Below are 15,835 nucleotides of genomic sequence, written 5' to 3' on the forward strand. Positions count from 1 at the left end.
TCTGTTTGCGTGCCTTGAGCGTCCCCAAGTCGGGGTAGAATGGATAAGTATTGTGCCGAGAGTTGGGCTGCCGCATAGGCTCGCTCTCTTAAGGTCTAGCCAGTTTGACTGGCGGATTGGCGCTCTTTGCTGGGTAACTGGCAAGGGATAGATGCGGGCTGGCTAGCTTCGGCTGGGCCTGCCCATGAACCAAGCTGCGCTGATATGCGGCGGTGACGGAGGTATATTATGAATGCTATTGAGCAATTCGATGCCAAGCATATGAAGTCTGCGGAAGCTATTCCTGCATTCCGCGCTGGCGACACCATCGAAGTAAACGTGAACATCAGCGAAGGTGATCACACCCGTATCCAGACCTTCTCCGGTATTGTCATTGCCATTTCTGGCCAGGGCGTACGCGAGACCGTTCTGGTGCGCAAGATCAGCTTTGGTGTGGGTGTGGAGCGTCGCTTCCCCCTGCACTCCCCGCAGATTGACTCTATTAAGGTCACTCGCCGCGGTCGTGTGCGTCGCGCTAAGCTCTACTACTTGCGCAACCTGCGCGGTAAGGCTGCTCGCATTCCGGAGCGTCGTGATGCCAAGGAAAACAAGGCTTAAGCAGTTGTTGTCGGCTAGTCCGGTAGCAATTCAGGCTGCTCTCAGCTAGCAGTAGTAGTGTGTGGGGTCCGAAAGTCACTAGGCTTTCGGACCCCACGTGCTTGTAAGATGCTGATATAGGTTGGTATGAGGGTTGAAAGGGGGCTGCATGAGCAGCAAGGGCAATGCGGGCCGTCGCTCGCGGTCCAAAACCCCACGCCTACAATGGGGCCGTCCGCGCTCGGGAGATGATGTGCGCCTGGCTTTCGCTGAGCATCCTCATCATGCTGCCCGTATGCTCATGCCTGAGACCATTCGCTATGAGTTCGTAGAGGTGGCCACTAGCCTCCTCATAGCATGCTTGGTGCCTGTAGTTCTGGTTTTGGGTGTGCGCATCTTTGCTCTGGGCCAGTATTTTATTCCTTCGCCCTCCATGGAAAACACTTTGGCCGTGGGCGACCGGGTCATCACCACGCAAAACTTGACGCTCAATACGGGCGATCTCAAACGTGGCGATATTATCGTTTTTCACGATCCTGACCGCTGGTTGGATTCCGATCGTGAAAAGGTTAAGACCAACGATGACTTTTTGATTAAACGTCTGATAGGTTTACCCGGCGATAAAGTCCGCTGCGATGGCAACGGTAAACCGGTCATGATTAACGGCCAAGCCGTCGATGAATCGGCCTATCTGAAGAAGGGCGTTGAGCCCAGCTCCTTCCCCTTTGAGGTGCATGTGCCAGCTGGTCACGTGTTTGTTTTGGGAGATAATCGTTCCAATTCCAGTGATTCTCGCTACCATCTCAACGACAGCCAGGGCGGTATGGTGCCGATTGACAACATTACCGGCGTGGCCCTGCGCACGTGCTGGCCGTTCAGCCACTGGAAGCGCCTCAACAACCACCACGACGTCTTTGATGCTGTGCCCGACATCGACAACAACCAATACAGCTCTAGCTCCGGCAGCCAAGGCTACCAACGATGAGCGCGGCAAAGATTCGCCCCACCCTTGACGCTGAGCGCAGCCTAGCCCAGCAGGGTGCCGACTATATTGTGGGCTTCGACGAAGTGGGCCGCGGTGCTTTGGCTGGCCCCGTCATGGTGGGCGCTGCCCTGCTCGATGCCTCTGCAGTCAACGATTTGTCGGTGCCAGAGGGCTTAGCTGATTCCAAGATGCTCTCGGCTGGAGTTCGCGAGGGCATGCTCGAAGGACTCAAAACTTGGCCTCTGGCCTGGGCGGTGGGCGCTGCTAGCAATCAGGAAATCGACGAGTGGGGCATCATGCATGCTCTCGGCTTGGCGGCTTTGCGGGCGTTGGCCACTATTGAAGATGAGCTCAAGATGGAAGAGCGGCTTGCGAAAGGCGGCAGTCGGCCTCGCTTGTGCGCTATCCTCGATGGTTCCTACGACTATATTTCTAAGGCTCTGCCTACTTTAGATGCGCCCGCGGTGAGCCTAGCTCCAGAAGTGGGCACCCAGGTTAAGGCCGATGCTTCCTGCGCTAGCGTGGCCTGCGCTTCGGTGATTGCAAAAGTCACCCGAGACCAGCTCATGGTTGAACTAGCGCAGAGCAAGAGCGAATATGAGCCCTACGATTGGGCCCACAACAAGGGATACGGCTCGGCCACCCACCAAGCAGCCATTGTGGCACACGGTCCCAGTGACTACCATCGCATCAGCTGGCATTTGATCTAAGTGGCCCAGCTTGATAGGGCTGGAAGGCTCTGCAATACTGGGGGAGTAGGCACAGCGTATGCTCGGGTCGAGAAGAGAGAGGTGGTTTATGGCCAGGGGAAGATCTCAAGGCTCCAAGCGCCCCTCTATGTTCGAGGTGGCCCGTCTGGCAGGTGTCTCCCACCAGACCGTGTCTCGCGTGATTAACCATTCGCCCGACGTCTCCGATGCCACTCGGGCCAAGGTGCAGGCCGCCATCGAGGAGTTGGACTACCGGCCCAGCAATTCCGCCCGGGCTCTGGCTTCTTCGCGCTCGCGCACTATCGGCCTCGTAGCTGGCGGCGTGAACTACTTCGGCCCGGTCTCGTCCATCACTTCGATTGAGTCCATCGCCCGCGACCACGGCCTGTTTATGTCGGTGATGATGGTCGATGAAAGCAATTGCGCCCAGGCCGATTTTGAGCAGCTGTGCGAAAACTTCCTCCAGCAAAACGTTGACGCTTTCATCTTCCTGACTCCCACCGATGCCATGTTTGAGGCGGCTTGCAAGGCTCAGGTGAGTCAGCCGCGAGTCATCGTCACTTCAACTCACGGAGCCTTGCGGGCCGATGAAGTCTTGGGGCGTTCGCCAGATTCATCTCGCTTGGCTTTTACTGGCATTGACCAGTGGGGGGCAGTGCAAGAAGTGGCCCGGCTCTTAGCTTTGCGTGGTCATCGCACGGCCCTCTATATGGCTGGGCCTAGTGGGTGGCGCGATGCTACAACCCGCTTGGATTCTTGGCGGCAGGCGGCTAAGAAATATCGCATTCGCACGGCAGTGGTGCGCTCGCAGACTTGGCAGGCCCGCGAGTCGTATGCCTTAATGAACCACTTAATCGACGAGCGGGGCATGACCGGCCGGGCGCTCCCTTCGGCTGTGGTCACGGCCAACGACAATCAGGCCGTAGGTGCTGCCAGAGCCTTGCACGAGCACGGTTTGCGCATTCCGCAAGACATCTCCATCGTGGGCTTCGACGACATTCCGACCGTAGACAACATGTATCCGCCGCTGACTACGGTGCGCCCGCGCTTCGCTGATTTGGGTGCTGCCACCATGCGTCAGGTCTTGGCCCTCATGAACCAGGGCGAGCAGGCCCACTTCCCAACAACGCATCACGGAGTAGGCCTCATTGGTACCGACGTGGTGTTGCGCTCTTCTCTGGGCCATGCTGTGCGCCATTAGAAAATAATTTCTGCAAACTTCTGTGTTGAGATGGTCATTGTTTGCCCGAATTTACAACGTTTACCGCGCGCCTCGCCGGGGCTGCCCGAGTTTGCCTGAATTCCTCCTTCTCGATACAATTGTGATCAGCAATGTGAGCGCTAACAATTGCGGACTGATGCGGTTTTGCTCCCATTCGCTCAGGAGTTTATGCGTACGAAGAAGTTCGTAGCGCCGGTCACAAAGGAGTTGCGCAATGGCGAACGCAGACAACAAGCAAACTGGCTCTGAAGCAGCCCACGCGATTGCCAGCGGGCGCACCTCGCTCGGCATTGAGTTCGGATCCACCCGCATTAAAGCGGTCCTCATCGATGAGCACTACCAGACCTTGGCCTCCGGCGACTTCGGATGGGAAAATCACCTAGTAGACGGCCTGTGGACCTACCCGCTCAGTGAAGTGTGGCAGGGCTTGCGCTCTGCCTACGCGGCGCTCGCTGCCGATGTGCAAGAGCGCTACGACCTGCCGCTCACCAGCGTAGGCTCGATGGGCTTTTCGGCCATGATGCACGGCTACCTGCCCTTCGATAGCAAGGGTGACCTGCTCGTGCCCTTCCGCACTTGGCGCAACACCAACACCCACGAGGCCCACGAGGAGCTTTCCGAGCTCTTCCAATTCAACATCCCCGAGCGCTGGTCCATTGCCCACCTCTACCAGGCCATCCTCAACAAAGAAGCCCACGTGCCGCAGGTGGCTTTCTTCACTACGTTGGCCGGCTACGTGCACTGGAAGCTCACCGGCCGCAAGGTGCTCGGCATTGGCGATGCTTCGGGTATGTTCCCCATCGACTCTCAAACCCACGAGTTCGACAAGGCCATGTTGCAAGTCTTTAGCCAGTTGCCACAGGTGGCCGCTCAGCCCTGGCGTATAGAGGATTTGCTGCCTCAGCCGCTACTGGCGGGCCAAGATGCGGGCATGCTGACTCCTGAAGGTGCTGAGCTGCTAGACCCCACTGGCACCCTTCAGCCGGGCATTCCGATGGCTCCTCCCGAAGGCGACGCAGGCACGGGTATGGTTGCTACCAACGCCGTTCGCCCCCGCACGGGCAACGTCTCGGCTGGCACCTCTATCTTCGCTATGGTGGTTTTGGAGCGCCGGCTCAATGCCCTCCACCCCGAAGTCGACCCCGTCACCACCCCGGCGGGCGACCCAGCAGGCATGAGCCATGCCAATAACTTCACCTCTGACCTCAACGCTTGGGTCAAAGTCTTCGCCGACTTCGCCAAGGCGTCTGGCATGGAGATGAAAACCAACGACCTCTACGCCACCCTCTTCCGCTCAGCCTTGGAGGGCGAACCGGATGCGGGCGGACTCATCAATTACTGCTTCTATTCGGGCGAGTTCTTAGCCGGGCTCGACGAAGGCCGCCCGGTCTTTGCTCGCGGCCCCGAAAGCCGCATGAGCCTAGCCAACTTCATGCGCGCCCAGCTTTTCTCGGCCTTCTCTCCGGTCAAAATTGGTATGGATGTGATGACCAAGCAAGAGGGCGTGCAGGTCGATTCGCTAGTGGGCCACGGCGGTATTTTTACCACCCCGCAGGTAGCGCAAAAGATTCTGGCAGCTGCATTCAACGCTCCTATCAAGGTCATGTCGACCGCGGCCGAGGGTGGCGCTTGGGGCATGGCAGTCTTGGCTGACTACTTGCGCCATGCTGATAGCAACTTGGCGGACTATTTGGATGCCAGCGTCTTCCAGGGCGCGCAGTCCACTACGGAAGAGCCGGATGCTAACGATGTACAAGGTTTCGAGCGCTTCTTCGCCCGCTTCCAGCAAGGCCTGCCTATTGAGCGAGCAGCCATCGCTAGCATTCCGCTAGAATCCTGAGCTTTCCAACGATGCAATACCTATGAGTGAGAACCAAACAAAGGAGTAGACATGGCAACATTAGCTGATTTTTCGCCCGAGGTGCGGGCCGAAGTGAAGCAGGTGCGCGAGCAGGTGGCCACCCTCCACGAGCAGTTGCTTAAGTGGAATCTGGTTGTATGGACCGCGGGCAACGTTTCCCAGCGCTTGCGTACTGCCGATTTGATGGTGATTAAGCCCTCTGGCGTGCGCTACGAATACCTGACCCCGCAGTCGATGGTGGTCACCGACCTTGAGGGCAATTTGGTTGACGGCTCTGAGGCCCCCAGCTCGGACACTGCCTCCCACGCCTACATCTACCGCAATATGCCGGGCGTATACGGAGTGGTGCATACTCACTCCACCTACGCCACCGCCTGGGCAGCCACCGGAAAGAACATCCCCTGCGGCCTCACCATGATGGGCGACGAATTCGGCGGACCAGTGCCCGTAGGCCCCTTCCGTCTTATCGGCTCCGAAGCCATCGGTAAGGGCGTAGTCGAGACGCTCAAGGACTATCCCAACTCTCCGGCCGTGCTCATGCAAAATCATGGCCCCTTCACTATAGGCAAAGACGCAGAATCGGCTGTCAAAGCCGCCGCCATGACCGAGGAAGTAGCGCACACCATGTGGGCTGCCGCGCAATTGGGCGACATTATCGAGATTGACCCCGAAGACATTGCCAAGCTCAACGACCGCTATCAGAACGTCTACGGCCAGCACTGAGCCAGCCGTATTGCAATAATCCCACCCGGCTCCCAGCAGCTGGCAATTGAGAAAGAAAGTACAACGATGAACAATCCCTTTGAAGGCAAGGAAATCTGGTTCGGCGTCGGTTCGCAAGACCTCTACGGCGAGGAAGCCCTGCGCCAGGTAGCTGAGCAGTCCACCGAAATCGTAGACGCGCTCAACAAGACCGGCAAGATTCCAGCCAAGCTCGTATTGAAGCCCACGCTCAAGTCCTCGGACGGCATTAAGCAGTTCATGACTGAAGCCTCTTCCAACCCCAACTGCATCGGCGTAGTGGCCTGGATGCACACTTTCTCCCCGGCCAAGATGTGGATTCGCGGACTCGAAGTCCTGACCAAGCCCCTGCTCCAGCTCAACACCCAGCACCATTTCGAGATTCCTTGGGATACCATCGATATGGACTTCATGAACCTCAACCAGTCGGCCCACGGCGACCGCGAGTTTGGCTATATTCTTACTCGTTTGGGCATCGCCCGCAAGATTGTCGTCGGTCACTACACCGACCCCGAAGTGGCTGAGAAGATTGGCACTTGGGCCCGCGCCTGCGCCGGTTGGGATGCTGCTCAGACCATGCGCGTTATGCGTTGGGGCGACAACATGCGCAACGTGGCCGTCACCGAAGGCGACAAGACTGAGGCCGAGCGCGTCTTTGGCACCCAGGTCAACACTTGGGCCGTCAACGAGCTGGTTTCCTACGTAGACAAGGTTAAAGACGATCAGGTTAAGGCCCTCATTGAGGACTACAAGGCCAAGTATGACGTGGCTCCTGAGCTGCTCGATGCCCGCTACGACTCCCTCTTCACTGCCGCCAAGGAAGAGGCTGGCATGGTGAATATGATGAACGACTACGGCGCAACTGCCGCGGTCGACAACTTCGAGGATTTGGGCACTTTGAGTCAGCTGCCCGGCGTTGGCCCTCAGCGCTTGCCCTCCGAGTACGGCTTTGGCTTCTCGGCTGAGGGCGACTGGAAGACTTCGATGCTGGTGCGTATCGGCGCAGTTATGGGCGCAGGCCTCGAAGGCGGCGCTTCCCTGATGGAGGACTACTCCTACAACTTCGTGCCCGGCCATGAGGAAATCATGGGCTCGCACATGCTTGAGGTCTCTCCCTCCGTTGGTTCTATTGCTAAGCCCAAGCTGGAGATTCACCCGCTCGGCATTGGCAACAAGGCAGATCCGGTCCGCCTGGTCTTCTCTGTGGCTCCGCATAAGGACGCTATCGTGGTTTCTATGGCAGACATGCGTGAGCGTTTCCGCTTGGTTATGAACGTGGTCGACGTGGTTGAGCCCGAAGGTTCTCTGAAGGTGCTGCCCACCGCCCGCGCCCTGTGGAAGCCCCAGCCCTCGCTCAAGGTGTCGGCTGAGTGCTGGCTGCGTTCCGGTGCCGCCCATCACACTTGCATGACCACTTCCGTAGGCCGCGAGGCTTGGGAGGACTTCGCTCGCATGGCAGGCGTTGAGCTAGCGACCATCGATGAGTCCACCACGCCTGAGCAATTCGAGAAGGACTTGATGATGGAGGAGATTTACCATCGTCTGGAGAACCAGCACTAAAGCACACGCCTTCGGGCGCTGATAAGTAATTCTAGGGGTCGGAGTCTGGCATTGTAGCCACCGGCCCCTTTTGTTTTGGCCTGGCAGTAGGGCTCGCCCACATTCGACCACAATGGACTCACCGCTGTCAATTCGGCAGAATTCTTACTACAGTAGGAGTCAGAAATGGCAAGTAGTGGACGCAGGCAAGCGCAGGCGGAGCGGATAGGAGCCCAGAATCTTATGAGAACGATTCCCAATATCGAGTTGAGCAACGGTTCGGCCATTCCCCAAGTGGGCCTTGGCGTCTTGCGAGTAGCCAACGACCAGACCGCCAGCGTAGTGCGCTCAGCCCTAGAAGTAGGATATCGCCACATCGACACGGCCGCAGGCTACGACAACGAAGCCGGAGTAGGGCAGGGCTTGGCTCAAGCTGGATATGCGAGCGGCCCCAAGCGCAGTGAGCTCTGGCTGACCACCAAACTTAAGGATTCCGAGCAGGGCTACGATTCAGCCCTCGCCGCCTTCGACCGCCAGCTAGGACTTCTCCAAACCGACTACGTCGACATGTATATGATTCACTGGCCTACCCCCTTCAACTGGCGCTCCGGGCAAACCTGGAAGGCCTTCGATCGCCTGCGCTCCGAGGGCAGGGTCGCATCCCTGGGCGTGTGCAACTTCCTACCCGAGCACTTGGAGCGGCTTTACGCGGAGACCGGCGAATACCCGGTCATCAACCAGATTGAGCTCCATCCCACCTGGCAGCAGCGCGAAACCGTATCCTACTGCAAGGAGCATGGTATTGCCGTCGAAGCCTACTCTCCCTTGGCTCGGGGAGCGGACTTGGAGGCTGGCGGGGGAGTGATTGAAGCTATTGCCCAGCAGCACCGGGTGAGCCCGGCTCAAGTGATTTTGCGCTGGCATATCGAAAACGGCACCATCATTATTCCCAAATCAGTGCACCACAACCGTCAGCAAGACAACCTCAACCTCTTCGACTTCTCCCTGAGCGAGAGCGAGCATGCCAGCATCGACGCGCTCGACAGCCCCAAGCGCGCAGGCCACGACCCGCTGACCTTCACCTACGCCTGATGCACTACGCGAGCACACAAGAGCCAAGCACACAAGAGCAGGGGGTGAATTGCAATGAGCATGCCAGGAGAGCCCAACTGGCCGGGCGCAGATGACGGCAGCCGGCCCGGCGGGCATAATACTCGACCGCGCTCGCCCAAGCGGGGGAGTAGCAGTCCGAACCGCGCATACCGGCCCAAAGGCAGCGGCAATAGTGGCCTTGGTGACTGGCCGCAGCCGCCGTCCTCAGCGCGCTTCCGCTCCTCTTCGCTCACCGAGCGCATACTCATCTTGCTAGTCATCGCCGTAGTAGTAGGCATTACTATTGGCTTTGTATTGCCCCGGGTGAGCCCTCGCATGGCCCAGATGACCGGCAGCTACACGGCCAGTGGAGACGCAGCCCAAGCCCTGGAACAATTGAGCGTGGTCGACAATCCCAAGCCTAAAAAGCACTACGACCGCAAGTCATTCGGCTTCAAAGAGACCGACGAAGACGGTAACGGCTGCAATGTGCGCGAAGACGTGCTCAGCCGAGACCTGCGCAACGTGACTTACACCAAGCCCGGCGGTTGCAAGGTAAAAAGCGGCGTGCTCCAAGACCCGTACACTGGCAAAACCATCAACTTTGTGCGAGGGGCGCAGACAAGTTCGCTAGTGCAAATTGACCACGTAGTCGCCCTCGAAAACGCTTGGAAATCTGGGGCAAGCGAGTGGGATACCGCCAGGCGCTACCAGATGGGCAATGACCCTTACAACTTGCTCGCAGTCGACGGTCAAGCCAACCAAGACAAGGGCTCAGCCTCCGCCGCCTACTGGCTACCGCCGCAAGTGGACTACCGTTGCTCATACGTGTCACGGCAGATAGGGGTCAAAGCCAAGTATGGGATGACGGTCACTAGCGCAGAGAAAACCGCCATGCTGGGCGTGCTCCACTCCTGCCCGGCCCAGCCGCTACCCAAGCAGTAAGCGGCGGCTTGCGCATCGGCGAATACAAGAAAAAAGGGCTGCGAATGCGTTTATGATTACGCATTCGCAGCCCTTAACTTGTACTAGCAGCCCTTCGGCTCAGTGCTTTTCGCTGGTATCAGCAGGAGCGTTAATAGGCGGCGTAGTCATCTGCGCAGCGGCCGTCTTCTCCTTTTGCACAGCCTCGCACTCGGTCTGTGAAGACTGGCGGGCGTTAGCAGTACCGGGAATATGCACAAAATGCATGTGGCGCAAAATCATACGAGACATAGCCCTGCCCGAGCCCGCATCCTCGCCGCGCACGCCGAAGTAGACCAGGGTGAGCATGCCGAAGCAGATAAGAGCCGAAATGCGCAGGGCCCACTGCACGCCGAAGATGTTCGAAGCAATCTGCGTAGACGCACCGCCGCCCAAGGACTGCTGGCGGGCATTCGTAATCGTCTCCATGGCAATCACCAAGATAGGCGCGCCCACAGCGCCAGCAATCTGCCGGGCCGTATTCGTCACTGCCGAACCAGCCGAAAGCTCCTTAGGAGGCAGGTTGTTTAGCGACCAAGTCGTCAGTGGCATCAGTGTAAAGCCCATACCAATCTGGCGCACAAACTGAAGAATCGACACCATGCCAATCCAAGTAGTAGAGCCAATCATGCTCATACCCACCGTGCCGATGAAGAGAATAGAGCAGCCCGTCAAAGCCACCGGGCGGGCACCCATGCGGTCCAGCAAACGACCGCCGAAGAACTGGGCGATAGCAGTGCCAATAGCGCCGGGCAGCATCACCAAGCCAGACAGCGTCGCCGAAAATCCGCGGTCCGTCTGAATGTAGAGCGGCAAAATCACGGTAACCGAGCTGAAAGCGAAGAAGGAGAGCGAAGCAATAACCGTGCCCACCGTAAAATTCTTCACCTTGAGCACGCGCAAGTTCAGCAGCGGCTTCTCCTTGTGGAGCTGGCGCAACACGAACCAGACAATGCCTGCAATACCAACAATCATCGGCAGCCACACCATAGGGCTAGCGATGGAGAAGTTCTCAATATTGGTGAAGCCAAACATGAGCCCGCCGAAGCCGAAAATTGAAAGCGCCACCGAGAAAAAGTCAGTCTTTATAGTCTTGTCTACCTCGCCAAAGTTGCGCAAGAGGAAGAGGGAGGCAACCAGGGCCACAGCGCCTAAAACGGCGAGAGAAAGGAAGATGGAGCGCCAGCCGCGCGAATCGGTCTGCCAGCCGCCAAAAGCGGGGCCAATAGCCGGGGCCACGCTCATAGCCACGCCCACCGTGCCCATCGCCATGCCGCGCCTGGCCAGCGGGTAAATCGAGAAGACGGTAATCTGTAAAACCGGCCACATAGCGCCAGTTCCAACCGCCTCAAGCATACGGCCGAAGAGTACGAGCGCAAAGGAAGTGGACTGCCAGCTCAAAAGCGAACCGATCGTGAAAATCGTCATCGAGGTAATAACGATCTGCCGGGTGGAGAAGCGCTTGGTGAGGAAGCCGGTGAGTGGCACCATGACGCCCATAACCAGCTGGAAAATCGAAGTCAGCCACTGGCCGGTAGTTAAAGTGATACCGAATTCGGCTACGATAGTGGGCAGAGCGCTCGCCAGCTGGAGCTGCGTAAAATTGCCCAAAAACGTGATAGCAGTGAGTACAGAGAGGGAAATAAGCGCCGGTTTGGTTAGCTTTCCGTTAGCGTATGATGCCTCTCTGCTGAGCGCCTGCTTGCTTGCAGTCAGCTCTGGTTTCCTCATTCACAACCACTTCCTCTTTCTGATCGCCCAACGGGTGGAGGGGTCATATCCGGCTCCCGAACCAGTTAGTTATCCCATGTGTTCGCACGGTTCCATTGATGATGGAGGACCAATCGCCTAAATTGCGCTGGCAGGGCATAGCAAAGCATGCTCCCGCTCGGCTAGAACAATCCGAAAAGATGCGCCTAATCCCACTTCACCATACTACGCCCCTTATGCTTACAGCGTTTGGCAATTGTCAACTATTTCCTCACGCGTTTCTACAGGTAAGTCACTAACACTTTCGCTCTTCTTGCCGCTCTTCTTGCCGCTATTTTTGCCGCTATTTTTGCCGATGGTTTGGGGCTTATTTGGATCTGAGCGGGGGAGGGGCTGAGCTCTTGGGGCTGTTTGGGTTGCTGGCTCTGGCTAAGTTAGTTTTGGGAAGTGAATCTTTAGTTTTCTAATTTGGTTTGTGATTGTGGGGTTGGGTGCCCGGGCGCTGGCGGCGGGGTTGGAATTCAGCAAGGGGAACTGCTTATTGCTTCACATCCAACCCCGCCGCCAGCTCGCTTGCGCATTGCTGGCTTTTTGGCTTTGCGACTTTGGGTTGTTGGCTTCTGCTTTGGCTTTTCACTGCTTACTTGAGGCACCACTTGAGTAGTGCGATGTCTCAAGATAAACTTCCCTGATTACTGGGCCGTTTGTAGGTGGCGCCCCTTGCCACGCTTGCGGTGACTACTGACTTGCAGTGCTGCGTACACTACTGCCGCCATAAGGCTGAGGGCCAGCAAGCTGCCTCCGCCTAGGCGTTGCAGGGGGATACTTCCCGCTGCTGGGAGGTTGAGGGGGATGAAGGGGTAGATGAAGTTGTGGATGGGGTAGTCGGGTTGGGCTGTTCCGTTTAGGGTCCATGTGACTATTACGGGTACTGGGCCGCCTTCGTTGTTTCTGGGGGAGGTTACGGTCCAGGTGCCTGCACTACCGTTTGGGGTGGGGCCGGTTTGGGCTGGGGTGTTGCCGAATTTGACGGCGGTGACGTTGATGTCGTAGAGCATGCCTGCGCTGACGGGGGTCAGGCTGAGTTTGCCCGGCCCGCCTTGTTTGTCACCCAGTTGGCCGTACTCGTTGTCACCCCAGGTCCAGATACCACCGGTGGTGTCTATGCCGATAGCATGTTTCCAACCGGAGAGGAGTTTGGTAAACGTGGTGCCGGGCTTGGGGTTGACGACGATAGGCCGGGTTGGGCTGGTTTGGTTACCGGTGCCGAGCTGGCCTGAAGCGTTGTAGCCCCAAGCGTAGATACTACCGTTACTGCCAATACTCATGGCACTGTCACTATTCGTGGTGACATTGGTGAAGGTAATACCAGAGGGGATGCTTGGTTCGGCTGGTAGTGGCTGGTTAACAGTGGTGCCGTTGCCGAGCTCGTAGTCGCCGTTGTAGCCCCAGGTGTAAATACGGCCGGTATCGCTGATAGCTAGTGACCAGTCGGCAGTAGCCGTGGCCTGTTTGAACGTGCTCACCCCGACGGGTAGTTGGACTTGTACGGGTACGCTACTGCTGCTACCTACGTTGATGACACTGGTGCCGAGTTGGCCGTATTGGTTGGATCCCCAGCTGTAGGCTTGCCCGTTATCGCCTATGCCGATGGAGTGACCGGAACCGGCACTCACTTGAGTGAACTGGTAGACGCCAGCCGGTGTCTGCACTGCGACTGGGCTGAGCTGGTTAACGGTAGTGTTGTCGCCGAGCTGGCCGCTGTTGTTGGCTCCCCAAGCGTAGGTAGTACTGTTGTCGCCGATAGCGAGGGTATGGTCTCTTCCCGGACTGACCTGCGTGTACGCGCCCACTCCAGTGGGCATGCTGATAGCTTGGGGTCGTAACTGGTTACTAGTAGTGCCAGTTCCCAGTTGGCCGCTCGTGTTGAATCCCCAAGCGTACCAACGGTTATCACTTCCTAGAGCGAAGGAGTTGTTGGGTCCTGCGCTGATTTTGAGGAATTTGACTCCGTTTGGTGTGACCGCTTTGGTGGGTTGTAGTCGGTTGGTGGTGCTGTTGTCTCCTATCTGTCCGGCATCGTTTCTCCCCCAGGCGTAGAGGTCGCCGTCTGAGCCGATGGCGAGTGTGTGATACCAGCCTGCTGACACCTGCGTAAACAGCACACTCGACCCCTTAGGATGCGGGGTAATCGTAACGCTCGTTCCGCCACTGTTAGGCCCTCGGTTCGGGTCCATCGTGAAGGTGAAAGTTCGTTCCTCCCAATGGGCGGTCAGGGTGATGTTAGCGGTGACGGGTTCGTTGTAGGTGTAGGGCTTACCGTTGAGGAACCAGCCCACAAACCCATGCCCAGCCCACGAGGGCTGCGTTGGCCATGTTGCTTTCGACCCCTCTAACACTCGTTGCGAGCCCGGTGGAATACCTGGTGCGGTGTCAAGATCGAAGGTGACGGTAAACGTATCCAAATACCGGAACCTTAACGTTTCGTTAGGCTGCGCAAACCCATTCAAGGTCCAGCTAACAATCACATCCACGTCCCCAGGAGCGTGAGGCGGAGTATTCCCCGTCCAAATACTCGAAACCGGTGTCACCGTACCCGGCGTGACAATACCACCGAACGTGACTCGGGTTATCGTAATCGGCCCACCCACACGCACCGGAGTATTACGGTTGACGGTAGCGCCGTCGCCGAGGGCTCCTCCTGTGCTGTTGAATTTCGACATGCCCCACATGTAGGTGTTGCCGTCACTACCTATGGCTGCTGAGTTAAAAGCACCGGCAGTAACGCTGATGAAAGTGACTCCAGAGGGTACATTCACTGGTATTGGGGTTGTTTTCCATGTTGCGGTAGTAATCCCTGCACCCAATTGCCCATAGGGGTACAGTCCGTTCCATCCCCATGCGTAGGTTTTATTGTCGGTGCCGATGGCCAGAGTGTGATGTCCTCCGGAGCTGAGACTTTTAATGCCAGCCCCTCCTGGCAGAGTGACTGTCACCCGTGTAGGAATTAGAACATTAGGTGTGCCACCGAGATCGGTGTCACCGGTACCATCTCCGAAGACACCCCTGTTGCGGATTCCCCATTTGTAGGTGTATCCGTCGTCAGCAATTGCGGTGGCATCCCATTCGCCAGCATTGATACTTGTAAACCGTTGGGTGCCAACTGGTGGATTTACTACAACGGCTGAATTACGGTTTACGGTGTCACCCGTAGCGAGCTGGCCGTAAGAGTTATTACCCCATGTGTAAATGAGTCCGTCACTACCTAAAGCCATAACAAAATCAGCTAGGATGCTGAACGTGGTGATTTTTACAGTATTAGGAATGCCAACAACTTCGGTTGGTGAGTAACGATCATTGTTGTCTCCAACTCCTAAAACGCCAGAGCCTGAGCCACCTTCCGTGTTAGTGGTGTTGCCCCAAGCATAGATTTTACCGTTGTTGCCAAGAGCGAAACTTGATGCGTACCCGGCTGCAATTCTTACAAATCGAACTCCTGCTGGTGGGTTGACGATTTGTGGTGTTGTCCGGTTAGTGGTATCGCCTAAGCCTAGTTGTCCGTGGTCGTTCATGCCCCATGAATAAGCATTTCCGTCGGTGCCGATGGCGAGAGAATGATTACCATGCCATCCTCCTGCGCTGATTTGAGTGAATTTCACGTTAGCTGGCATACGGACTCGTGTCGGCGTGGTGTGCCCGCCGGAGAGATCGCCGATGCCTAGTTCGCCGTAAGTGTTATCCCCCCAAGCATAAGCGTTACCATCATCGCCGATGGAAAGAGTATGTTCGAGCTTGGAGCTAATAGTGGTGAATTTCACTCCGCCTATAGTGTACGGCGTAATGGTGGCGGCGGTGCCACCGGCGGCGGGGCCGGACTTGGGGTTAAGGCGGAATTGGGTGGATTCGCTAGCGTGCGCTTGGGGTGGGGTGATCAGGCTGGTGGACCCCCCCCCCCAGGACACTCATGGAGATAAGCGCCAGTATGGCGCTTACTGTGCGAAACCGTCGCATACCTGTACCCCTTAAGTCATATACGGTGCCCTGTGGCACCGTTCAAAGTTTGTGTGCGTCTAACCGCAGCCCAGCCGTTCCCCAACCGCAGGCGCGCGTAACGCAGATTCCAACAAATCTGCACCCAGTCTAGCATCGGCCTGGACTCAGCGCCCAACCCGCCCGCTTCCACAACTTACGTCTCTGTTGCTAAACCCTTGAGCCAGACCAGTTTTTGGATACTGACCTGCCAAGAGCGATAACAAGGAAACCGTTGCAAGGGCACGGTTTTGCGTAACGATATTCAGCTGAGCCGGTGTCTTCGCCGAGTGATTGATGCCGATTGCGTTGCCTAAGGCAGCTTTGGGGCTGTATGCCAGGCCAAAAACAACGCGTTTAGTTCCTATAAGCCCACACTCATGAACCAACAAAGCCCCGGCCGATTG

Annotated in this window: 11 protein-coding genes; 9 read left to right on the forward strand and 2 right to left on the reverse strand. The window is 57.3% G+C overall.

Annotation, left to right across the window (positions count from 1 at the left end):
* Positions 1–225: 225 nt before the first annotated feature.
* From rplS to R8377_RS01760, 9 genes are all read left to right on the forward strand, one after another.
* Positions 226–597, forward strand: a complete 372-nt coding sequence (rplS, locus tag R8377_RS01720) for a 50S ribosomal protein L19 (protein ID WP_317643658.1) — start codon at positions 226–228, stop codon at positions 595–597.
* 148 nt (positions 598–745) lie between these two features.
* Positions 746–1,561 carry a signal peptidase I gene (gene lepB / locus R8377_RS01725; RefSeq protein WP_317643244.1) on the forward strand — a complete coding sequence of 272 codons (816 nt, stop codon included), beginning with the start codon at positions 746–748 and terminating at the stop codon, positions 1,559–1,561.
* The gene (locus R8377_RS01730; protein ID WP_317643245.1) at positions 1,558–2,271 is read left to right on the forward strand and encodes a ribonuclease HII; all 714 of its coding nucleotides are present in this window, start codon (positions 1,558–1,560) and stop codon (positions 2,269–2,271) included. Before lepB ends, R8377_RS01730 begins: the two co-directional genes overlap by 4 nt.
* An 88-nt stretch (positions 2,272–2,359) precedes the next feature.
* The gene (locus R8377_RS01735) at positions 2,360–3,472 is read left to right on the forward strand and encodes a LacI family DNA-binding transcriptional regulator (protein ID WP_317643246.1); all 1,113 of its coding nucleotides are present in this window, start codon (positions 2,360–2,362) and stop codon (positions 3,470–3,472) included.
* A gap of 235 nt (positions 3,473–3,707) precedes the next feature.
* The gene (locus R8377_RS01740; protein WP_317643247.1) at positions 3,708–5,333 is read left to right on the forward strand and encodes a xylulokinase; all 1,626 of its coding nucleotides are present in this window, start codon (positions 3,708–3,710) and stop codon (positions 5,331–5,333) included.
* A 51-nt stretch (positions 5,334–5,384) separates the two neighbouring features.
* Complete coding sequence (locus tag R8377_RS01745) at positions 5,385–6,077, forward strand: L-ribulose-5-phosphate 4-epimerase (protein ID WP_317643248.1); 693 nt, start codon at positions 5,385–5,387, stop codon at positions 6,075–6,077.
* 66 nt (positions 6,078–6,143) lie between these two features.
* Complete coding sequence (araA, locus tag R8377_RS01750) at positions 6,144–7,655, forward strand: L-arabinose isomerase (RefSeq protein ID WP_317643249.1); 1,512 nt, start codon at positions 6,144–6,146, stop codon at positions 7,653–7,655.
* Positions 7,656–7,877: 222 nt separating this feature from the next.
* Complete coding sequence (locus tag R8377_RS01755; RefSeq protein ID WP_317643659.1) at positions 7,878–8,726, forward strand: aldo/keto reductase; 849 nt, start codon at positions 7,878–7,880, stop codon at positions 8,724–8,726.
* 54 nt (positions 8,727–8,780) lie between these two features.
* On the forward strand, positions 8,781–9,671 hold the full coding sequence (locus R8377_RS01760) for a GmrSD restriction endonuclease domain-containing protein (protein ID WP_317643250.1): 891 nt from the start codon (positions 8,781–8,783) through the stop codon (positions 9,669–9,671).
* A 99-nt stretch (positions 9,672–9,770) separates the two neighbouring features.
* Here the strand turns inward: R8377_RS01760 and R8377_RS01765 are convergent, their stop codons facing one another.
* Positions 9,771–11,420 carry an MDR family MFS transporter gene (locus tag R8377_RS01765; RefSeq protein WP_317643251.1) on the reverse strand — a complete coding sequence of 550 codons (1,650 nt, stop codon included), beginning with the start codon at positions 11,418–11,420 and terminating at the stop codon, positions 9,771–9,773.
* Between the two features lie 671 nt (positions 11,421–12,091).
* Positions 12,092–15,361, reverse strand: coding sequence for an RCC1 domain-containing protein (locus R8377_RS01770; protein WP_317643252.1), 3,270 nt, complete (start codon positions 15,359–15,361; stop codon positions 12,092–12,094).
* Positions 15,362–15,835 lie beyond the last annotated feature (474 nt).

The sequence above is a fragment of the Bombiscardovia apis genome (assembly GCF_033095945.1).
Taxonomy (GTDB): Bacteria; Actinomycetota; Actinomycetes; order Actinomycetales; family Bifidobacteriaceae; genus Bombiscardovia; species Bombiscardovia apis.